The 19,544-nt window shown below is 51.6% G+C and carries 20 protein-coding genes, 1 pseudogene and 1 riboswitch (1 of these 22 running past the window's edge); of the genes and pseudogenes, 15 read left to right on the top strand and 6 right to left on the bottom strand.

The window, feature by feature from the left end; genetic code table 11:
- Window positions 1-234 precede the first annotated feature (234 nt).
- Together NDK47_RS21795 and NDK47_RS21790 are read right to left on the bottom strand one after the other, a co-directional pair.
- Window positions 235-375 (bottom strand): hypothetical protein, encoded by a 141-nt coding sequence (locus NDK47_RS21795; protein ID WP_251871843.1) that lies wholly within the window; start codon window positions 373-375, stop codon window positions 235-237.
- A 160-nt stretch (window positions 376-535) separates the two neighbouring features.
- Complete coding sequence (locus NDK47_RS21790; RefSeq protein WP_251871842.1) at window positions 536-1,822, bottom strand: glutamate-1-semialdehyde 2,1-aminomutase; 1,287 nt, start codon at window positions 1,820-1,822, stop codon at window positions 536-538.
- A 162-nt stretch (window positions 1,823-1,984) separates the two neighbouring features.
- Between NDK47_RS21790 and NDK47_RS21785 the strand changes: the two genes are divergently transcribed.
- The 7 genes from NDK47_RS21785 to proS all read left to right on the top strand — a co-directional run bounded on the left by NDK47_RS21785 (window position 1,985) and on the right by proS (window position 8,798).
- Window positions 1,985-2,833: a protein phosphatase 2C domain-containing protein gene (locus NDK47_RS21785; RefSeq protein ID WP_251871841.1), complete on the top strand. Its 849-nt coding sequence runs from the start codon at window positions 1,985-1,987 to the stop codon at window positions 2,831-2,833.
- Window positions 2,834-2,909: 76 nt separating this feature from the next.
- The gene (locus tag NDK47_RS21780; RefSeq protein ID WP_251871840.1) at window positions 2,910-3,920 is read left to right on the top strand and encodes an ABC transporter ATP-binding protein; all 1,011 of its coding nucleotides are present in this window, start codon (window positions 2,910-2,912) and stop codon (window positions 3,918-3,920) included.
- Window positions 3,913-4,707: an ABC transporter permease gene (locus tag NDK47_RS21775; protein ID WP_251871839.1), complete on the top strand. Its 795-nt coding sequence runs from the start codon at window positions 3,913-3,915 to the stop codon at window positions 4,705-4,707. Before NDK47_RS21780 ends, NDK47_RS21775 begins: the two co-directional genes overlap by 8 nt.
- Before the next feature lie 6 nt (window positions 4,708-4,713).
- Window positions 4,714-5,511 carry an ABC transporter permease gene (locus NDK47_RS21770; RefSeq protein WP_251871838.1) on the top strand — a complete coding sequence of 266 codons (798 nt, stop codon included), beginning with the start codon at window positions 4,714-4,716 and terminating at the stop codon, window positions 5,509-5,511.
- 108 nt (window positions 5,512-5,619) lie between these two features.
- The gene (locus tag NDK47_RS21765; protein ID WP_251871837.1) at window positions 5,620-5,772 is read left to right on the top strand and encodes a hypothetical protein; all 153 of its coding nucleotides are present in this window, start codon (window positions 5,620-5,622) and stop codon (window positions 5,770-5,772) included.
- Between the two features lie 130 nt (window positions 5,773-5,902).
- Window positions 5,903-6,061: riboswitch (FMN riboswitch) on the top strand.
- 352 nt (window positions 6,062-6,413) lie between these two features.
- A complete protein-coding gene (locus tag NDK47_RS21760) occupies window positions 6,414-7,013 on the top strand; it encodes an ECF transporter S component (protein ID WP_251871836.1) in 600 nt (199 codons plus the stop codon).
- Between the two features lie 318 nt (window positions 7,014-7,331).
- Window positions 7,332-8,798 (top strand): proline--tRNA ligase, encoded by a 1,467-nt coding sequence (gene proS, locus NDK47_RS21755; protein ID WP_251871835.1) that lies wholly within the window; start codon window positions 7,332-7,334, stop codon window positions 8,796-8,798.
- Window positions 8,799-8,901: 103 nt separating this feature from the next.
- On the opposite strand, the gene NDK47_RS21750 is transcribed toward proS, so the two are convergent.
- Both NDK47_RS21750 and NDK47_RS21745 read right to left on the bottom strand, forming a co-directional pair.
- Window positions 8,902-9,549 carry an HAD family hydrolase gene (locus NDK47_RS21750; protein ID WP_251871834.1) on the bottom strand — a complete coding sequence of 216 codons (648 nt, stop codon included), beginning with the start codon at window positions 9,547-9,549 and terminating at the stop codon, window positions 8,902-8,904.
- Window positions 9,550-9,636: 87 nt separating this feature from the next.
- On the bottom strand, window positions 9,637-10,257 hold the full coding sequence (locus NDK47_RS21745) for an ArsR/SmtB family transcription factor (protein ID WP_251871833.1): 621 nt from the start codon (window positions 10,255-10,257) through the stop codon (window positions 9,637-9,639).
- A gap of 175 nt (window positions 10,258-10,432) precedes the next feature.
- On the opposite strand from NDK47_RS21745, the gene bcp reads away from it, so the two are divergent.
- From bcp to NDK47_RS21720, 5 genes are all read left to right on the top strand, one after another.
- A complete protein-coding gene (gene bcp / locus NDK47_RS21740) occupies window positions 10,433-10,900 on the top strand; it encodes a thioredoxin-dependent thiol peroxidase (RefSeq protein WP_251871832.1) in 468 nt (155 codons plus the stop codon).
- Between the two features lie 51 nt (window positions 10,901-10,951).
- Entirely contained in the window at window positions 10,952-12,004 is a 1,053-nt protein-coding gene (locus NDK47_RS21735) for a M42 family metallopeptidase (RefSeq protein WP_251871831.1), read from the top strand.
- A 12-nt stretch (window positions 12,005-12,016) separates the two neighbouring features.
- The gene (locus tag NDK47_RS21730; RefSeq protein WP_251871830.1) at window positions 12,017-12,778 is read left to right on the top strand and encodes a class I SAM-dependent methyltransferase; all 762 of its coding nucleotides are present in this window, start codon (window positions 12,017-12,019) and stop codon (window positions 12,776-12,778) included.
- 62 nt (window positions 12,779-12,840) lie between these two features.
- Window positions 12,841-13,392, top strand: a complete 552-nt coding sequence (locus NDK47_RS21725) for a cob(I)yrinic acid a,c-diamide adenosyltransferase (protein ID WP_251871829.1) — start codon at window positions 12,841-12,843, stop codon at window positions 13,390-13,392.
- A 721-nt stretch (window positions 13,393-14,113) separates the two neighbouring features.
- Window positions 14,114-14,635 carry a GNAT family N-acetyltransferase gene (locus tag NDK47_RS21720; protein ID WP_251871828.1) on the top strand — a complete coding sequence of 174 codons (522 nt, stop codon included), beginning with the start codon at window positions 14,114-14,116 and terminating at the stop codon, window positions 14,633-14,635.
- A 7-nt stretch (window positions 14,636-14,642) separates the two neighbouring features.
- Here the strand turns inward: NDK47_RS21720 and NDK47_RS21715 are convergent, their stop codons facing one another.
- Window positions 14,643-15,548 carry a complex I NDUFA9 subunit family protein gene (locus NDK47_RS21715; protein WP_251871827.1) on the bottom strand — a complete coding sequence of 302 codons (906 nt, stop codon included), beginning with the start codon at window positions 15,546-15,548 and terminating at the stop codon, window positions 14,643-14,645.
- 136 nt (window positions 15,549-15,684) lie between these two features.
- Here NDK47_RS21715 and nth point away from each other — a divergent pair.
- The 3 genes and pseudogenes from nth to NDK47_RS21700 form a co-directional block, all read left to right on the top strand.
- Window positions 15,685-16,374 (top strand): annotated as a pseudogene (gene nth / locus NDK47_RS21710) (endonuclease III); the annotation flags it as partial.
- A 331-nt stretch (window positions 16,375-16,705) separates the two neighbouring features.
- Window positions 16,706-17,140 carry a peroxide-responsive transcriptional repressor PerR gene (gene perR / locus NDK47_RS21705; protein WP_251871826.1) on the top strand — a complete coding sequence of 145 codons (435 nt, stop codon included), beginning with the start codon at window positions 16,706-16,708 and terminating at the stop codon, window positions 17,138-17,140.
- A gap of 281 nt (window positions 17,141-17,421) precedes the next feature.
- Window positions 17,422-19,158: a glycosyl hydrolase family 18 protein gene (locus NDK47_RS21700; RefSeq protein WP_251871825.1), complete on the top strand. Its 1,737-nt coding sequence runs from the start codon at window positions 17,422-17,424 to the stop codon at window positions 19,156-19,158.
- A gap of 74 nt (window positions 19,159-19,232) precedes the next feature.
- Here the strand turns inward: NDK47_RS21700 and NDK47_RS21695 are convergent, their stop codons facing one another.
- On the bottom strand, window positions 19,233-19,544 hold the 3' portion of the coding sequence (locus NDK47_RS21695; RefSeq protein WP_251871824.1) for a DUF2614 family zinc ribbon-containing protein. The gene runs 63 nt beyond the window's last position; the window shows 312 of its 375 coding nt (coding positions 64-375); the start codon falls outside the window, past its right edge; its stop codon occupies window positions 19,233-19,235.

Here is a 19,544-nt window from a genome sequence, read left to right as displayed (position 1 = left end):
GCACCTCCTTTGTAGAATAGTCTGAAACTTCGAAATTGTAGTGCTTAGAATAGCATGATTAAAAAACCAGCACAATCGTCCGTTGGGTAATTTTGTGAATGAAAGCGGTTTAATTTCAAAAAAACTTTTTTTCTCGATAAAATCACTGTGGATACTGGGAAAAATCGTCTGCAAAAATAAAAAGACGCGGGTATCATCGCGGATACCTGCGTCTTCGTGATCTGGATTCGGGTGTTACCGATCGTGTTTTTCCGTTTTGTGATGCTCGGTCAATCGCGGATTTTGAAAGCCGACGACCTCCATCATTTTGGAGCTCATTTTTGGGTCCATCGTTTTTTCCGGTGCTTGCGGGTACGTCTTTTCCCCTTTGGACATGGAAATCCCTCCTGCTGTGGAATACTGTCCCGGATAGTATGTGCAGGAGGGAAATGTTCCTCTCAGCCAAATCTTTCTCGGAGGAGAGTGTTTATGCGGCCGCACGGGCCAAGTGTTTGAAAAATCGCTTTTTCAGCAAACCGGTATGATGAACCTGGTGCTACAAAGCGGCAAACGAACGATCTACAGCCGCGATGGTGTCGCGAATGTCCGCCTCCGTATGAGCAGTGGTGACAAACCAGGCCTCGTATTTGGAAGGTGCCAGGCAGATGCCTTCGTTTAGTATCAGTTGGAAAAAGCGGGCGAATTTCTCCCCGTCAGCAGCCTGTGCTGTATCGTAGTCGTATACGGGTTTGTCAGTAAAGTAAACCGCCAGCGCCCCTTTTACGCGGTTGACCTGTACGGCGACTCCGTGTTTTGCAGCGGATTCCTGGATGCCTTCCTGCAGGATAGCTCCGAGGCGTTCAAATTCGTCGTACACGCCTGGCTGTTGCAAGACTTCCAGGCAAGCGATACCAGCACGAATCGATGCAGGGTTGCCTGCCATCGTACCGGCCTGGTATGCAGGGCCGAGCGGGGCCACCTGCTCCATAATCTCGCGTCGGCCGCCGTACGCGCCGATCGGGAGACCGCCGCCGATGATTTTGCCCAGAGCGGTCAGGTCAGGCTCGACCCCGAGCAGATTTTGCGCACCGCCGTAGCAGAAGCGGAAAGCGGTGATCACTTCGTCGTAGACGACCAATGCCCCGGCTTCGTGGGCGATTTGATTCACGCTCTCTAAAAAGCCCGGCTTCGGCTCGACGATCCCGAAATTGCCGACGATCGGTTCGACGAGGATGCAGGCCGTCTCTGCTCCCCAGACGCGGATCGCCTCGCGGAAGGCATCGATGTCATTGAATGGCACCGTAATCACTTCATTGGCGATGCTTTGCGGAATCCCGGCGCTGTCCGGAATGCCCAGCGTGGACGGTCCGGAGCCTGCTGCCACCAGCACCAGGTCAGAATGGCCGTGATAGCAGCCGGCAAATTTCATCACCTTGACACGTCCCGTATAAGCGCGGGCCACACGGATGCAGGTCATCACGGCTTCGGTTCCGGAGTTGTTGAAGCGAATCCGCTCCATGGAGGGGATCGCTTCGCGGATCATAGTGGCAAACTGGATTTCCCAAGGGGTTGGGGTTCCGTACAAGGTTCCGTTTGCAGCGGCCTCGGTAATAGCTTTGGTGATATGCGGGTGGGCGTGACCCGTGATGATCGGACCATACGCCGCCAGATAGTCAATGTATCGGTTGCCGTCGACATCCCAGAAATAAGCGCCCTGTGCACGCTCCATCGTGACGGGGGCTCCGCCGCCAACGGCTTTGAACGAACGGGACGGGCTGTTTACCCCGCCGAGAATGACGTCCATCGCTTGTTCATGCAGGCCTGCTGATTGTTCACGTTTCATCTTTTTCCCTCTTTCCTCGCAAAAGTCCATCCCCATCTTATCACAATTGATTCAAGAGGTAATCGGGAGAGCTGTAACTGGAACAGGATTTGGAAAAATGGTAAAATTCAGCCTGGTAGCTCTTGCTTCAAAGAAAAGAGCGAACGGAAAGGATGCCATCGAATGCGTACAGAGTCTGTCACAATCGCCGGATACAACGGCAACAACGAGGATGCTTTGGTGATTCAATCTTCTCAGCAACTATTCGCAGTCATTGACGGCGTATCATCTCTTGTCCCGTACAAAAGTCCTGCCGGGCAGACCGGGGGAGCGACAGCGGCGCAGATTGTGCGCGAGCATTTGGAAGCGATGACAAAAGACGGCGATCTGCGGGCCGAGCTGCTGGCAGCCAACGAACACATCGCAGCACAAATGAGTGCGGCCGGAATAGACCTTCGGCAAAAGGAAGCGTTGTGGGGTGCAGCCGCAGCCGCGGTCAAGCTGGATGATCGTCATCTGACATATGCCCAGACGGGAGATTGCATGATTTTTGCCGTCTACCGCGACGATACCATTCGTGTCTTGACGCACCCGCAGGTAAGTCACTTGGAGGCAGTTGCGTTGGAAAAATGGGAGGAAGCGACCCGGAGCGGCACCCGGACGAGAGATGAGCTGATCAGCCACGTCCGCCCCATTTTGATTCAGAATCGGTATCAGGCGAACACGGCTGGAGGCTACGGCGTGCTAAACGGAGAGTCGTGCAGCAGTGAATTTCTGGAGTTCGGGCGGCTCAATCTCATCGAAATCAAAGCGGTCATTTTGTTGACGGACGGACTGTTTTGGCCGACAGCGCGGGGAGAGGGCCCAACCGGATGGGAGCACACGGTTCGCCCCATTTTGGAAAAAGGCTTGCACGCGTATGCAGAAGAGTTGATCGCTCTGGAAAAAAGCGATCCCGAATGCACGGCCTACCCCCGTTTCAAGCCATCCGATGATAAAACTGGAGTCGTGATACACTTACCAGCACATTGAATTTTGCAGAAATCTCCCTGCTCATATACACTTAGCAATGGTAACTTACTCAACTGTGCATAAAGGGCGGTATTTTATGATACAAGTCAACCATTTGCAAAAAGAATTTCGCATTCATCAGGCCCGCGCAGGGTTAAAGGGTGCGATTCGCGATTTGTTCAACCGGGAGTACAAAACGGTCAAAGCTGTTGATGATCTCTCCTTTACCGTGGAGGAGGGAGAGATGTTTGCGCTGATTGGCGAAAACGGGGCCGGCAAATCCACGACGATCAAAATGCTGACAGGCATCCTGAACCCGAGCGGCGGGGAGATTGTCATTAACGGCTTTGTTCCGCAAAAACAGCGCGAACAGTACGTCAGCTCCATCGGCGTCGTTTTTGGCCAGCGCTCCCAGCTCTGGTGGGACCTCTCGCCGCTGGAGTCATTTCGTCTGTTAAAATCTGTGTACAAGATGGAAGAGACAGAAGGGCAGCGTTGGCTGGATCGGTTGATCGAAGAGCTGGACATCGGCTCTTTTGTCAGTCAGCCTGTCCGCAAGCTGAGTCTGGGTCAGCGAATGCGATGTGAGGTGGCGGCAGCCCTGATTCACAAGCCGCGGCTTTTGTTTCTCGATGAGCCGACCGTCGGGCTGGATGTATTGGTGAAGCAGAAGATTCGCGAATTTTTGCGGAATCTGAACGATACCGAACACATGACGATCCTGCTGACGACTCATGATGTGAGTGATATCGAAGCACTCTGCAAGCGGGTGTTGGTCATGGACAAAGGCAAGCTGATCTTTGACGGCCTGCTCAGTGACCTGAAAGAGAAATGGGGCAGTGGCACAGAGGTGGCGTTTCAGTTCAAGAAACGGACAACACCGGTTGAACTGCGCGAGGTTCTTGGTGAGCTGCCCTGTGAGATCCAACCGGACAATGATTTTACGCTGCGCGTTAGAGTAGCCCGCAGCCAGGAGATGCTGCCGTTTGTCCTGTCTACTGTGATGTCTACGTTTGACGTGAGCGATGTCAAAATCATGGAGGCCAGCACCGAGGATATCGTGCGCAATATCTACTCCACAGACAGCGAGGTAGCCAGCCATGGGTAAGCTGTACAGGGAGCTGATCCGCATCCGTTTTCTCACCCTGCTGGCCTACCGGGTCAATTACTACAGCGGCATTATCATCTACGCGATCAACATCGGGGCTTACTACTTCCTGTGGGGAGCAATCTACGGCGGCCAGCAGCAGCTCGGCGGCTTGTCGGTGGAGCAGATGACTGCGTATGTGGCGGTTGCCTGGATGTCGCGCGCCTTTTACTTCAACAACATCGATATGGAGATGGCGCAGGAGGTACGCGAGGGCAAGGTGGCAATCGAAATGATTCGCCCCTACAACTACCTGGCGGTGAAGACGGCACAGGCCTTTGGCGAAGGGATTTTCCGCATGATCTTCTTTGCATTGCCAGGCATCTTCCTGATCAGTCTGCTGATTCCGTTTCGCTTTCCGGGGACGCCGGGGGCATGGGGCATGTATCTGGTCAGTCTGATGTTTGCGTTTGTCATCAACACGCAGTTAAATTTGCTTACCGGTCTGTTTACCTTTTTCCTTTTCCGCAATGACGGGATGATGCGGGCCAAACGCGTCGTGGTCGATCTGCTGTCCGGTCTGGTGCTGCCGATCAGCTTTTTCCCGGGTTGGGCGCAGACCCTGATGGGCTATCTGCCGTTTCAGGCGATCAACTACTATCCCAGCGTCATTTTCACAGGTGCCATCCCGGCCGAGAAAGCCTGGCAAATGATCGGTCTGCAGGCGCTTTGGGTGGCCGTCATCTTAGTTCCGATCCTCGTTATGTGGCGAAAAGCCCAGAACAAGCTGGTCGTGCAGGGAGGGTAAACGAAGATGAGCGAGTTTAAACATATCATCGGCATTTTCGCCGATTATCTGGGACAGTATTTCAAGACAAGACTGGCGTATCGCGCCGATTTTTTGGGAGAGCTGGCCTCCAACCTGATCAATGAGCTGATCAACCTGGTGTTTATCGTGGTTGTTTTCCAGCACGTCCCCCTGCTCAAAGACTGGTCGCGGGACGAGATTATTTTTATCTACGGCTTTTTCCTGATCCCGTATGCGCTCTTTTCCATGTTTTTCGGCTTCTGGGATTTCAACGAACGCTATATCATCCGCGGCGAAATGGACCGTGTCCTCACCCGGCCGCTCAATAATCTGGCCCAGGTTTGTCTGGAGTCGATTGCGCCGGACCGGATTTTTGGCGTGATAACCGGCTTGATCATCATGGGCTACGCTGCCATCCGGCTGGATTTGTCGTTCACCTGGTACGATCCGCTTCTGTTTGTCGGACTGGTCTTCAGCGGCATGCTGATCTATGGCGGGGTGTATACGGCAATTGCCGCCGTCAGCTTTTTCTCTGATTCACGCACCGGCATCTCGCCGATGATCTGGAATATTCAACAGTACGGACGCTATCCGGTCGACGTCTATAACAAAGTGATCCGGATTGTTCTGACCTATGTGCTGCCCTTTGCGTTTGTCGGGGTGTATCCGGCCGCTTACTTCCTGCGCAAAGAGACGTGGTACGTGTACGCCGCCTTTACGCCGGTTGTCGGGATTGTCTTTTTCAGCATCGGCCTGCTGGTCTGGAACTGGGGCGTGCGCAAATACAGCGGGGCGGGGTCATGACTCCGCTTCTTTCTGTTCATGCTAAATGGCTCATGCACTAACGAACACTAACGAATATAACCTTTCGAACGCGGAAAAAAATCTCAAGTCCAAAGGAGAGGCGATCCGATGTTTTTCTCCTGGTACTATGAAAAATTATTTTCAACCTTCATGGCGCTGTTGCCCGTTCTGATCATGCTTGCGCCGTTTATGATCGCAGAGCTTTGCAAACGGTTCCCGGGACGCGGAATGAGCGGAAAAGGGGAAAGCAGGCAGCGTTGATCTTGAAGTGGACAGGCTGCGGATGAAAAGAACGGTTGATCAGCCCGAGTCATCCGAAACTGTCCGGCTGCAAACTTCTGGCATTGTCAAAGCAGAGAAAGCCACTTATAATACTTGTGTATAACCACATACATTCCTTCGGGGCAGGGTGAAATTCCCGACCGGCGGTGATCGCTGTGCAGCATGCACGCGTAAGCCCGCGAGCCTCCTTGGTGCGACGCGAATCGGGAGTGCAGGATCTGGTGAGAATCCAGAGCCGACAGTACAGTCTGGATGGGAGAAGGATGACGACAGTACGTGATTTTTCTGCGTGCTTGTTTGCTTGTGCATGGGTATGACACCAGGGGGTTGTTGCCGATCAGCAATCCTTCTGTTTCCTGTACCTATGATGTGCAGGTCTCTTTCGTTATCTTTGCATGCCAGTCAAAGCCCTGAGTAGATGTTTACTCAGGGTTTTTTATTTGCGCAGGTGGACGCTGCGCGGACTTTTGGCGAGCAGGGACTATTAAAGCTTGTTAAAAAGCATAGCGGGCGTTTCGTAGGGGATTCCTGCGGGCAGGCAGAGAGCGAAAGCAAGCACAAAGGCACGGTTGCTGTTGCCATTCCTCAAGAAGGAAGAGAACAATGAGGAGATGGTACAGATGAAAGAAACCGCGATTTCCACATCGCATGCGACCCAGCGGCTGGTGACGATTCCTATGCTGGCGGCGGTCGCGTTTGTCTTGCAGTATCTTGAATTCCAGTTGCCGCTGATGCCTACATTTTTGAAGCTGGATTTCAGTACATTGCCCGGTTTGATCGGAGCCTTGATCTACGGTCCGATGGCGGGTGTGATTATCGAAGTGTTGAAAAATACGCTCCACATGCTGTTTAAAAATACGGACGGCCTCTTGATCGGCGAGCTGGCCAATATCGTAGCAGGCGCCAGCTTTATTGTGGCGGCGGTTTATCTGCAGCGTTTGGGGCAAGGAAGAAAAATGTTCATAGCCGGGCTTGCCATTGGTACCCTGCTGATGACGGCGGTGATGGCGGTAGCCAACGCCTATCTCCTGCTTCCTGCTTATGCAGCGCTGTATCAGGTTTCGCTGGAACAGTTGGTGGCCCAATTCCAGGCGGAGAGCGTATGGTCCCTGATTTTGTACGGCATTGTGCCGTTTAATCTGATAAAAGGCTTGCTGGTGTCGCTTGTCGCGTACCCGCTGTATGTCAAGCTGGCCCCAAGGCTGGGCTTGCGATCCTAAAAATTGACAATCCGAATTCTGTCTGCTACCATATTGCCCATAAAAGCAATGAACGGACCCGCAGGCGCGAGATGAGCCCCAGAGAGTCGACCCGAGGCTGGAAGGTCGATGCCCGAACGTACCTGCTCCCCATCCAGGAGCTGCTGGCGATGAGCCATGCCGGTGAACCCGCCGTTAACGGGCTTTGAGCGGACCGCAGGATGCACATGTGCAGCAGCGGTCAATCAGGGTGGTACCGCGGGAGTGTTTCCCCCGTCCCTTTTTGGGATGGGGGTTTTTTGCTTTTTTCCAAGTATGTCCACAAAGGAGCGAATCGCAGTGAAAGAGGAAAAATCATTCGTCAAAGAAATCACGCCGCAATCAGAGGATTTTTCACGCTGGTACATCGATACGATTAAAAAGGCCGATCTGATGGATTACACGCCGGTGCGCGGCTGTATCGCCTTCAAACCGGACGGCTACGAGCTGTGGGAGCGCATCCAGGAGGCGATGGATAAGCGCTTCAAAGAAACAGGTCACCGCAACGCCTATTTCCCCATGCTGATCCCGGAATCGTTCTTTCAAAAGGAAAAAGAGCACGTGGAAGGCTTCAATCCTGAGCTGCCCTGGGTAACGGAGGCTGCGGGGGAAAAGCTGGAGGAGCGGCTTGCTCTGCGCCCGACCTCGGAGACGATGATCGGCCATATGTACAGTCAGTGGATTCAAAGCTATCGCGATCTGCCGGTTCTGATCAACCAGTGGGCAAATGTGTTTCGCTGGGAAAAGCGGACGATGCCGTTTCTGCGCACATCCGAGTTTCTATGGCAGGAGGGACACACCGCGCACGCCACAGAGGAGGAAGCTCGCCAGGAAACGATGCAGATGCTGGAGGTATACACCGAGGTCGTCGAGGGGCTGCTGGCCATTCCCGTCTGGAAAGGGCAAAAGACGCCAAGCGAGCGGTTTGCCGGCGCAGTGGACACCTACTCGATTGAAGCGATGATGAAGGATGGAAAAGCAGTTCAGGCAGGCACCTCGCACTACCTCGGCGAGAAATTCGCCAGGGGCTTCGAGATCAAGTATCTGGATCGCGACAATCAATTCAAATATGTGCATACCACTTCCTGGGGCAGCTCCACGCGCCTGATCGGAGCGATGATCATGGTGCACGGAGATGACCGGGGATTGGCTTTGCCGCCGCGTGTGGCACCGACCCAGGTCGTGATGATTCCCGTCGGGCCGTTAAAGCTGCGGGAAAAGGTGATGGCGGCATTTGATCCGCTCTTTGACCAGATGAAAGCGGCTGGGGTCAGGGTGAGAGCCGATTTGCGCGAGGAGACACCAGGCTGGAAGTTTAATGAGTGGGAAATGCGCGGGGTTCCGATTCGCCTGGAGATCGGTCCGCGTGATGTGGAAAACGGGCAAGTGATCCTGGCCCGCCGGGATACGGGAGAAAAGGTGACGGTGCCGCTGGCCGAAGCCGTCGAAGCTGTTCGCAGCCTGTTGGAGGAGATTCAACAAAATATGTACCAGCGCGCCCTCGATTTTCGCACGGCGAACTCCCATCTGGATATTGACACATTGGATGGCTTGAAACAGCATGCGGATGCGGCAGAGAAGGAAAACAGTGTCGCCGGTTGGGTGCTGGCCGGCTGGTGCGGCGACGATGCTTGCGAGGCAAAGGTAAAGGAAGAGACCAAGTTTACCTCGCGTAATATTCCGTTTGAACCGCCGGTCACAAAAACAACCTGCATCTGCTGCGGCAAGGCCGCCGAGCATACGGTCTGGTTCGGTCGGGCTTATTAGCAGGCAGCGGGTATCAATAAACAGGAAAAAGCCATTTCGGAGCAGCGCTGCTGCCTAAGAAATGGCTTTTTCTGCTTGATGCGACGATCGAGAAGTTCCTGCTTTAAACCCGGGCGCGTTCTCCGACCCAATCCAGAAATGCTTGGGGATCGGAAAACTGAAAATCCGGCTCCGGCTGAAAGCTTCCAATTTTTTGCGTGACTGGCAGCCAGGTGACCCCCACCGTGACCAGACCTGCGGCTTTGCCCGCGATAATGTCATAGTTGCTGTCCCCGACAAAAATGGTCTCTTCCGGACGGGCGCCCATCTGTTCCATCGCAGAGAGAATACCCTCTGGATGAGGCTTCGGCTGCGCGACCTCATCACCGGCAATCACCACGTCAAAAAAAGAGGCCAGGCCCCATTCCCGGAGAGAGATATCGGCACTGCGTCGGCCTTTTCCCGTTACTACGCCCATGCGCAGCCCTCTCTTTTGCAGTTGGGCCAGCATGTCCGCCATGTCTGGGTGATTGGCTACGCGGTGATGCTCAGCCGTGTAGAAGTCGTAAAAATGGGTGACCGCATCCTCCAGTTGATCACGGGCAATCATGTTCTCCAGGATACCCAGCTCCGGGGGGCCGAACATCGCCACGATCTGCTCGTCCGTGTAATGCTCGTTGAGAAACTGCAGAAAGGTAGAGCGGAAGGAATTGTAAATTAAAGGAAGCGTGTTGGCTACCGTGCCATCAAAATCAAACAAAATCGTGCGCATACAGATATCCTCCTCCGGCAAAAATGGAGAAAACCATCGCGCCGGATGGTTTTCTAGATGTTCTCACAAGTGCGAAGATGAGTTCTTTCATGCCTCGTTGTCTTCGAATTCATCGTCCTCCCCTTCTTCTGACGGATCAGGAGGGGTCAATGGAAACAAGACATCAAAGAACTTAAACTTCCGGCGGTCGCCTTCATTTTTAAGTCCTTTGTACTTTTTCAGGAGCAAGCTGATATCCTGCACGAATTGATTTCTTTCGTCTTGACTTAAATAAAATTCAGTCAAGTTGTACGCGAATGTGTCTTTGTATTCCTGACGGACATCCACGTCACTACCTACAAACCGATTGAGTGTCCGCACCAGATCTTTTTCGGTCGTGCGGAAAGGAGTAAACATGATGTCGCTCAGTTGCTGTGCATTTTCTTCGATCATCAGACGCAGTTTCACCTGAATCACTTTGGCAACAGGCTCGTAATACTTCTCGACAATCGAGCCTTTTACTCGTGTGTCTACCTGTTTCAATAAGCCAACACGCACAAGTTCTTTCACATGATAGTGAAGGCGAGCGGCGTTTTCTCCCAGTTCGGTTGCAATCTGCTTGGCTGTACGAGGCTCCAGATCCTCAAATAGTTGCAAAATTTTAACTCGTTCGGGTATTGCAAGAGATTTGAGGGCTTCCGGGTCAGTTACATCAAAAAATTCTTTCATCGCCATTCTTCACCATCCAGCTGACTACGCAAATTTTATATTTCTTTATCAATGCTATCAATCAATTCTAGCGTTTTCTGTTGGAAAGCGCAATGAGTAAGCGGATGAAGTGACTGTCTGCATGTGATAAACTGTTAGAAAGAACAGGCAGCCGTTATGAAAGGAAGGATCGGAAATGGCAGCAGCAGTAGGACAAGCAGCGCCGGATTTTACACTCATGGCGAGCAATCAACAGCAGATCTCACTGGCAGATTTTCGCGGAAAAAATGTCGTGCTTTATTTTTATCCAAAGGATATGACACCTGGGTGCACCACCGAGGCATGCGATTTTCGAGATTATCACCCTGAATTTTCCAAGCTGGATACCGTGGTCTTGGGGATCAGCCCGGATGACGTGAAATCCCATGACAAATTTACGGCCAAGCATGAGCTTCCCTTTCCGCTTTTGGCCGACACTGACCACAGCATTGCCGAGGCCTACGGGGTTTGGGTGTTGAAAAAGATGTACGGACGCGAGTACATGGGCATTGAGCGCACGACCTTTGTCATCGATAAAGAAGGGAATATTGCCAAGGTATGGCCCAAGGTAAAAGTGAAGGGACATGTGCAGGAGGTTTTGCAATTTATCCGGGAAGAGCTGTAGGCCCGGCGGAACGAACAGCCGTACGAAAATGAAGCAACGGGGGAACTACATATGAGCCTGTCAACAACCTATATGGTAGACACATTTTGCAAACTGGCCAACACGCCAAGCCCAACCGGGCATACGGACAAAGTAATGGCCTGGATTGAATCCGAACTGAATAACCTGGGGATCGCCCATGTACGTACCAACAAAGGAGCCGTGCTGGCGACGTTGCCCGGCAAAAACAACGCCAAGCATCGGCTGCTTACGGCCCACGTCGATACTCTGGGGGCAATGGTCAAGGAAATCAAGGCAAACGGCAGGCTGAAGCTCACTCTGATCGGCGGATTTACCTTCAATGCCGTCGAAGGGGAATACTGCACGATTGAAACAGACAGCGGCCGCTCCTACACGGGAACGATCCTGTCGACCAAAGCTTCTGTTCATGTCTACAGCAGAGAGGCAGGGAAAATGGAGCGGACCGAAAGCAACATGGAGGTTCGTCTGGATGAAAAGGTGAAGTCAAAGGATGATGTCCTCGCTTTGGGCATCCGCGTGGGCGATTTTGTTTCCTTTGATCCGCGCGTTTCGGTCACGGAGAGCGGTTTTATCAAATCCCGCCATATTGATGACAAGGCGAGCGTAGCCATTCTGTTCGGCGTCCTCAAGCATATCCGCGAAAGCGGGCTCACCCTTCCGTACACAACTCATTTTCTGATCAGCAACAACGAAGAAATCGGCTACGGCGGCAACTCCAATATCCCGGAACAGGTGGTCGAGTACCTGGCAGTCGATATGGGTGCAATCGGGGACGGACAGACGACAGATGAGTACTGTGTCTCCATCTGTGCCAAAGACTCTTCCGGACCTTATCATTACGGCTTGCGCAAGCATCTGGTCCAATTGGCCGAGGAGCAGGGGCTCTACTATCAGGTCGATATTTACCCGTACTACAATTCGGATGCCAGTGCGGCGCTGAAATCCGGCTATGATGTGGTGCACGGGCTGATCGGGCCTGGAGTGGATGCATCCCACTCGTATGAAAGAACGCATACGGAGTCATTGGAGAATACCGGGAAATTGGTACTGGCCTACCTCCAATCTGACATTATGCAAGCATAGGAGAGACGTTCCATGAGCGATATGTACCGCTGGGCGGATTATTATGATTTGACGCAGCGCGGAGTTGCGGGCGATGTGGAGTTTTATCTCGATATGGCCCGCCAATCCGGCGGCGAGGTGCTTGATTTGGCTTGCGGCACGGGACGCATCACGATACCGGCAGCGGAAGGGGGCGTCTCTGTTACAGGACTTGATTTGTCGACAGAGATGCTTGCCCGCGCGCAGGAAAAGGCGGAGCAGCAGGGAGTAAGCGATCGGCTCCAGCTGATCCAGGGAGACATGCGCTCCTTTGATCTGCAAAAAAGCTTCGCTTTGATTATGATTCCGTTTCGCTCCTTCCTGCATCTCCTGCATATACAAGAACAGATGAAGGCATTAAGCTGTATTCGGAAGCATCTGGCTCCTGGCGGAAAATTGGTATTTAATGTATTTGTTCCGAAAATTAGCCATTTGTATGAGGAAAGTGAAAAAATGTCGCTGCGCAGCACCTATCGTCTGGAGACAGGGGAGGAAGTGGCGATGTGGGATTACACTCGCTATGACCACTTTCAGCAGTTATCAGAAGTCACGAGGACGTATGAGCGGATCTCTCCAGAGGGGATCGTACAAGAAAAAGTGGTGGGGCGGTTTACACTCCGCTATATTTTCCCGGCTGAACTGCATCATCTGCTCCGATTGAACGGGTTCAAAGTAACGCAGCGCTTTGGCTCTTTTGCCAAAACTCCTTTTGATTCTACGAGCAGTGAGTTGATTATTGTAGCTGAACCCATGTAAAAAAGAATGAAAAAATCGTGCTGTCGATTTCCGGGGAAATAAGCTGAATGGGGAGATGAACGGTGAAGATTTATACCAAATCGGGTGACAAAGGCGAAACCTCATTGGTTTTTGGCGTCCGTGTACCTAAATTTGCCGACCGTGTCGAGGCTTATGGTACGTGTGACGAAGCCAATTCCAGCATCGGATTGGCCTTGTCTTTGCTTCCTGCGGGAGATGATTGGACGGAATTGCGAAAGGTCTTTCACGTAATCCAGACCAAGCTGTTTCACATCGGTGCAGAACTGGCCACACCGGCCGGCAAAGAGGTGGGATGGCCGATTCAGGAAGAGGATGTTCACTTTCTGGAGAATGAAATCGACAAGCTGGATGCCGAGTTGCCGCAGCTTGCCAATTTTATCTTGCCTGGAGGTCATCCCGCTGCAGCAGCATTTCACGTGGCACGTACAGTGGTGCGCAGAGCTGAGCGGAAGGCGGTCATGGTCGCACAGCAAGAAGAAGTAAATACCGAAGTGGTAAAATATGTAAACCGCTTGTCGGATTACCTGTTCGTTGTCGGCCGGTATGTAAATCAAAAGACCGGACATACAGAACTGCAACTTCATGAGTCGTAGTCGAGGGAGCAAATAGAGGTTTCGCTTTCGGAACGTGAGGTTCTTTCGGCACAGTTTGCTTCGCCGCTAGCACAATGGCAAGCGGAAACAAAACTTTAGACACTTCCAAGAGGGTGGGCCAATCACTCGCGGCAACCATCGGTGATGGAACAAGACAGAAAGCATAGCCCGACTCTCGGCCCCATGCCAAAGCCTTTGGCCGAAACGTAATAATCTTGCAGCAGGATCAGCCATGAGCTTTTTGATCAGTAAGAAATCGATGGTTGCTGTTCCGTCTTCGGACAGTTTACCATCGCTTTTCTTTCTTTTGTCGATTTTGTACAAGCTGTTTCCTCGCTAGTCCCCCTCTGATGGCTGGAGAGATTGATTCACTTCTATAATTAGTCGGTCTGTAGAATAGAGGAGCGTTTCCAGAAAAGAGAGGTACGACTTATATGGCCAACCCTATCGCGCATAGCCAGCTTTTATCAATCGTGGAAAAGACAGATATCGCCTATAAAAAAGCCTTTTCTCATCACGAGAAGCGGCCATAGGGACTGCTTTTTTGCAACGAAGAAAATCCCCTTCACTATGATGCCAATCACGCTCACATTGCAGATCCTGTCCCATCGCGGGAGAAGGCGGAGAGCATAATCCGGGAGATCCGCACTTTTTTCAAGAGAAGTCGATTATTCCGCGCATGTACATCTATGATCCTGTAGCCAAGGAGACCCTTCTCTCTGTGGCGGAGGAACAAGGCTTTCAAACGGAGCTGCTGCCTTTTCCCGTCCAGTTGTGGTCTGGCAGAATGGCTGCTCCCGTCCCACGTGAAGATATAAAAATAGAGCCCGTCACTTCTGCCAATTACGAGGAATGTCTCCGGATCGAATCCATCAAAGAATTTGGTGGACGGGAGATCCGGGAAAAAGCATTCGCGATGGAGTTTGCCCATCCTGACTTTGTCCATTTTCTTTTGCGCGTAAACGGGGAAGCTGCTTGTTCGCTCTGCTTGTTTTGGGCAGGGCCGTACATTCGCGTGGAAAACGTAGCTACACTTTCCTCGTTTCGGGGCCAAGGTTTGATTGGGCATCTGCTGCGGCACGCACAGGAAGAGTTCCTGCGCTTGGGCGGGGAACAACTGTGGGTCTGTCCGATTAACGAAAAAGTAGAAAAGGTCTACAACCGCTACGGTTTCGATACAGTTGGCGAAATGGCGTTTAGCCATGCTTTTTTGGGAGGAAAGGGGATACTGGAGCTGCGCTAGGCACAACTCAGCGCAGGTAGCCTTTGATCCCTTGTAGAAACGGAATTTTCTCTGTTGAAAAAGCCTGGTACAACGACTCTGTATCGGAGCAGGCATTTCCCTCCAACAGCATGGTAAGCTGGGTATGGGTAATCGGGAAGAAAGTAAAGCCCTCCATCGTCGTAATCACCGGTTTCATCAGCGCCAAAGGAATGTACAGCTTCCGTACCTTTCGTTTCCCGATCGCTTCCCCGATGGCATCCAGTATACCGCCATAGGAAATCGGCTCCGGTCCGCCCGTTTCGAAGATGCGTCCGGCAACGTCTCCATTTGTCAGTGCCTGGACAAATACATCTGCTACCGTTTCTCTGGCTACCGGCTGCAAAAGATAGGAGCCGTCGCCAATGACCGGTGTGATCGGCATCCGAACCAGATCGGCAAGCATGTTGACGAACTCGTCGCCCGGTCCAAAAATGACAGAAGGGCGGAAAATGACGGAGGATATGCCGCTTTTCTGTACGAGCTGCTCTGCTTCATATTTGCTTTGATGATAGCCGCTGGTGGCGTTGGCGCGGGCACCGAGCGCGCTCATGTGGACAAACCGGCTGATGCCGTTTGCTTTGGCTGCCTCCAACATATTGCGGGTACCCTCAACATGGATACGCTGAAAGGTAATCTGCTTACGCTTTTGTTCGCGAATGATCCCGACCAGATGGATGACTGCGTCGCATCCCTTCATCGCCTTCTTCAGGGCGTCCGTATCAAATAAGTCGCCTGCTGCGAGTGTGAGATTTGAGCTTGCCGGATGTTGGGTTCTCCATTTGCCTTCTGAACCGGGGCGAACCAGACAAACGACGTCATGTCCTTCGGCGGAAAGCTTGGACAGGACTCCTTTTCCGACAAACCCTGTGGCTCCCGTCAGAAACACTTTCATCATCATCCCCCCTAGTAAATGCTTCCAACTGTATTGTACAACAGTTTACTTGCAGGCTCTATTCCCACAGCTGTTTTGTTTTCCGTCAGGATTGACGCCGTGCTTATAATGGAGAAAAGGAGAGGAGGACAACGTAATGGCACTACCCAAGGTACCGGTTGATGAGATGCTGGAGGTTCTGTACCAGACCTATCCGGACGCTCATTGTGAGTTGAACTACAGATCGCCGTTTGAGCTGTTGATTGCGACGATCCTGTCTGCCCAATGCACAGATAAACGGGTCAATGAAATTACCGCTCCGCTGTTTGAGCGCTACAATAAACCGGAAGATTATTTGCACATGGCACAGGAAGAAATGGAAGAGCATATAAAAGGGCTTGGTTTGTATAAGAATAAGAGTAAAAATATCCTGGAGACATGCCGTATCCTCTATGAGAAGTACAATGGAGAGGTGCCGCAAAGCCACGCGGAGCTGGAGGCTTTGCCTGGAGTGGGACGCAAAACGGCGAATGTGGTTTTGTCCAATGCATTCGGTATTCCGGCGATCGCTGTCGATACACATGTCTTTCGCGTAGCCAACCGGCTCGGACTCGCGAAAAGCGACAATGTTGATGAGGTGGAGCGTCAGCTGATGAAACGAATCCCCAAAGAGAAGTGGACGGATGCGCATCATTGGCTGATCTGGCACGGCCGCAGGCTCTGTACAGCCCGCTCTCCTCAGTGTGGAGCCTGTCCGCTGAGTGAGATGTGCAAGTTTGCCCTAACAGAAGAGAAAAAAGCAGCACGTGCCAAAAAGCCTGCGGCCAAAACAACGCCGAAAGCAAAGGCAAAAACGACTGCTGCTGCTGGGAAAACCGGCAAAACCGGGAAAACGGCTAAAACAGCTAAAACGACTAAAACAGCTAAAACAGCTAAAACAGCTAAAACAGCTAAAACAGCTAAAACAGCTAAAACAGCTAAAACAGCTAATACGACTAAAACGATTAAGACCGAGATCACAGCACGTCCCCAGTGAGAGCTGTTATTTGACTTTCCGTTGAATGCATATTGACAGCACTCCTAGATTAGACGTACACTTTATTTAAAGTAATTCTAATCAACGACTGAAGGAACGATGATGTTCATTCATCGTGTGAAAGACTGTGAGGTGCAGCACTATGTCACAGCGTGTGGAAAAGGCCGTAGAAATCCTGAAAAACACTGGAGTACGGATGACACCTCAGCGTCATGCCATTTTATCCTATCTGCTCGAAACCATGAACCATCCAACAGCAGATGAGATATATAAAGCGCTGGAAGGGAAATTTCCCAATATGAGCGTGGCGACTATATACAATAACCTGCGGGTTTTTAAAGATGCAGGTCTGGTGCGTGAGCTAACCTATGGAGACGCTTCCAGCCGGTTTGACGCGAATGTAGAGGAAGATCATTACCACGCCATCTGTTCGGAATGCGGTTCAATTCGTGATTTTCACTATCCGTCTCTGCGGGATGCGGAGGCTTCAGCCGCTCAAAGCATTGGATTTCGTGTAACCGGACACCGGATGGAGGTATACGGGATTTGCGAAGATTGCCAAAAGAATACGCATTAAGCGGCTATCTGCCAAAGAACACCTTCTGCTTCAACTGATTGTCTGTTGAAGAGAGGGTGTTTTTATTTGCTCCAAATACGCAGTCTGCAAAACTTGACGAGAGATGTAACCTTTTGGCGCCTTTTTCGTCATTCATGAGGGAAGGTTTCTGCTATTTCCAGTTTCTCGAAGGTTGTGAAAAGGATGTACAGACGTTACGATGGGAGAAATACAAAAAAATGGCCTCTTCTTTACATAGAGACAAACAAATCAATAAGACGAAGGGAGGGGGATGAAGCAAAATGAGTCTGGAAGTGGGATTGGAGAGACGAACACGTAGAAGAAAGAGAAGAAAGCGCAGAGCACCGCTTTTTCTGCTGCTGATGCTGATTTTGGTCGCTGGCGCCGGGTACTGGTACTTTGAATGGAAGCCTTCCAATGAACAGGTCAAACCCTACGATGGAAGCAAGCAGGCGATCGTCTTCGAGGGAGAGCTGTTCCAACGGCCGTATCAGATGGAAGGGGACCAAATCCTGCTCCCTTTTGAGTTTATCCAGGAGTATCTCGATCCCCATATTCACTGGGAGGAACCGAGCAAATTGGTGATAATCACGACCAAAGACAAGGTTCTGCGCATGCAGAGCGGAGAACTGGTCGCTTATCTGAATAAAAAGCCGGTCGATTTGCAGGTGCCCGTCACGGTGATGGATGGCAATCGCTACATTCCGCTTGCTCCTTTGGAAAAGCTCTATCCGTATGCGTTTACGAGGCATGAAGAGAGCGGCGTGCTGCGTGTAGAGAAAAATGGCTACGAAATCCAGGAGGCGCATGTTTTGAAGGAAAAGGAGAGTGTCCGACTCCGTTCTGAGCCGACGCATCGTTCTCCGTATCTGGCTGAGTTGCCAGGAGGTGCAGTAGTTGATGTGCTGGGGGAACAGGAGGATTACTACCGGGTGTTATCTGCTGATGGCATTTCAGGTTTTTTACCCAAAAAGGTAATCGAGCAAGGGGAAGCCAGAAAGGTGACTCTGGAGTTGCCAAAGGATTCGCTTCCCGCGCTTTGGAAGCCCGAAGGGAAAAGAATCAATCTGACCTGGGAGCATGTGGTCAGCCGAAACCCGAATACAGCGGAGATTGGCAGCATGCCAGGGGTAAATGTCGTGTCACCCACCTGGTTTGAATTAAAGGACGCAGAGGGCACGCTGGCTAACAAAGCCGACCCCGCTTATGTCAAATGGGCGCACCAGCGGGGCTTTCAGGTGTGGGGCCTGGTCACTAACGGTTTTAATCCTGATTGGACCCGCACGATTTTATCCAGCTATGACAAGCGTGAGAAAGTGATCTCACAAATTCTCCATTATGCGTATCTGTACGATCTGGATGGTATCAATATTGACTTTGAAAACGTCTACCTGGAGGAAAAGGACAAGCTTGTCCAGTTTATTCGCGAACTCACTCCCTACCTCCATCAGCAGGGATTGGTCGTCTCTATGGATGTTACGATAAAATCAACCAGTGACATGTGGTCGCGGTTTTACGATCGGAAGGCGCTGGGCGAAGTGGTAGATTACATGGCAGTCATGACCTATGATGAACACTGGGCTTCCAGTCCGGTTGCCGGCTCAGTCGCTTCACTGCCGTGGACGGAAAATGGACTGCGAGGTGTGCTTGATGAGGTGCCGGCAGAAAAGGTGCTTCTCGGTGTTCCGTTCTACACCCGTCTGTGGAAAGAGGCGAAACAGCAGGATGGCAGTGTGAAAGTCTCATCCAAGGCCTTGTCGATGCCGACAGCGGAGAAATGGGTGAAGGAACGGAAGCTGACGCCACAACTCGACGAAGCCAGCGGGCAATTGTTTGTCCGGTACCAGGACCCGGCAGATGGGGCGGTTTATAAGATGTGGCTGGAGGACGTCTCTTCTGTTCAAAAGAGAATGGAGATTGTGAAGAAATACAATCTTGCCGGTGCAGCATCGTGGCGTCGGGGATTTGAGCAACCAGCCATTTGGGAAGCAATGGATGCGGCCCTGCAAGGAAAATAAAGGTTCTCTCATGAAAAGGAAAAACCACCTGTCCTCCTGACGGGTGGTTTTCTTCAGCTTTTGATGTGATTGCCTTACGTATGATTTTGCTGTGGTTGTTCATCATCTAATTTAAGGGGTTGTCCGCAAAACATACAGGCGTCCTCTTTCCCCAGCATTTTGGTCACCTTATGACAGGAGGGACATTCCACTTGCGGGGCCGAGGTGGAGACCATACCGGAAATCATGAACATGATGGTCGCTCCCATGGTCAGTAAAAATCCGATGATCAGCAGTAGAGTCATAAATGCAAAAGAACCTTTTAACCATGTACCCAAAAACGGAATAAAATTAAGATATCCTGCAAAAAACGCGTATCCTGTATACATCGACAGGATGCCAATTCC

Origin of the sequence: Brevibacillus ruminantium (assembly GCF_023746555.1) — a bacterium.
Classification (GTDB): Bacteria; Bacillota; Bacilli; order Brevibacillales; family Brevibacillaceae; genus Brevibacillus; species Brevibacillus ruminantium.
Note: the sequence above shows the minus strand (reverse complement) of the source record. Positions and strands in the feature narration are given on the sequence as shown.

Excerpts from the sequence above, each read along its gene's own strand:
- NDK47_RS21795 (WP_251871843.1), bottom strand. The coding sequence starts at position 375 with ATGTCCAAAGGGGAAAAGACGTACCCGCAAGCACCGGAAAAAACGATG.
- NDK47_RS21790 (WP_251871842.1), bottom strand. The coding sequence starts at position 1,822 with ATGAAACGTGAACAATCAGCAGGCCTGCATGAACAAGCGATGGACGTC.
- NDK47_RS21785 (WP_251871841.1), top strand. The coding sequence starts at position 1,985 with ATGCGTACAGAGTCTGTCACAATCGCCGGATACAACGGCAACAACGAG.
- NDK47_RS21780 (WP_251871840.1), top strand. The coding sequence starts at position 2,910 with ATGATACAAGTCAACCATTTGCAAAAAGAATTTCGCATTCATCAGGCC.
- NDK47_RS21775 (WP_251871839.1), top strand. The coding sequence starts at position 3,913 with ATGGGTAAGCTGTACAGGGAGCTGATCCGCATCCGTTTTCTCACCCTG.
- NDK47_RS21770 (WP_251871838.1), top strand. The coding sequence starts at position 4,714 with ATGAGCGAGTTTAAACATATCATCGGCATTTTCGCCGATTATCTGGGA.
- NDK47_RS21765 (WP_251871837.1), top strand. The coding sequence starts at position 5,620 with ATGTTTTTCTCCTGGTACTATGAAAAATTATTTTCAACCTTCATGGCG.
- NDK47_RS21760 (WP_251871836.1), top strand. The coding sequence starts at position 6,414 with ATGAAAGAAACCGCGATTTCCACATCGCATGCGACCCAGCGGCTGGTG.
- NDK47_RS21750 (WP_251871834.1), bottom strand. The coding sequence starts at position 9,549 with ATGCGCACGATTTTGTTTGATTTTGATGGCACGGTAGCCAACACGCTT.
- NDK47_RS21745 (WP_251871833.1), bottom strand. The coding sequence starts at position 10,257 with ATGAAAGAATTTTTTGATGTAACTGACCCGGAAGCCCTCAAATCTCTT.
- bcp (WP_251871832.1), top strand. The coding sequence starts at position 10,433 with ATGGCAGCAGCAGTAGGACAAGCAGCGCCGGATTTTACACTCATGGCG.
- NDK47_RS21735 (WP_251871831.1), top strand. The coding sequence starts at position 10,952 with ATGAGCCTGTCAACAACCTATATGGTAGACACATTTTGCAAACTGGCC.
- NDK47_RS21730 (WP_251871830.1), top strand. The coding sequence starts at position 12,017 with ATGAGCGATATGTACCGCTGGGCGGATTATTATGATTTGACGCAGCGC.
- NDK47_RS21715 (WP_251871827.1), bottom strand. The coding sequence starts at position 15,548 with ATGAAAGTGTTTCTGACGGGAGCCACAGGGTTTGTCGGAAAAGGAGTC.
- perR (WP_251871826.1), top strand. The coding sequence starts at position 16,706 with ATGTCACAGCGTGTGGAAAAGGCCGTAGAAATCCTGAAAAACACTGGA.
- NDK47_RS21700 (WP_251871825.1), top strand. The coding sequence starts at position 17,422 with ATGAGTCTGGAAGTGGGATTGGAGAGACGAACACGTAGAAGAAAGAGA.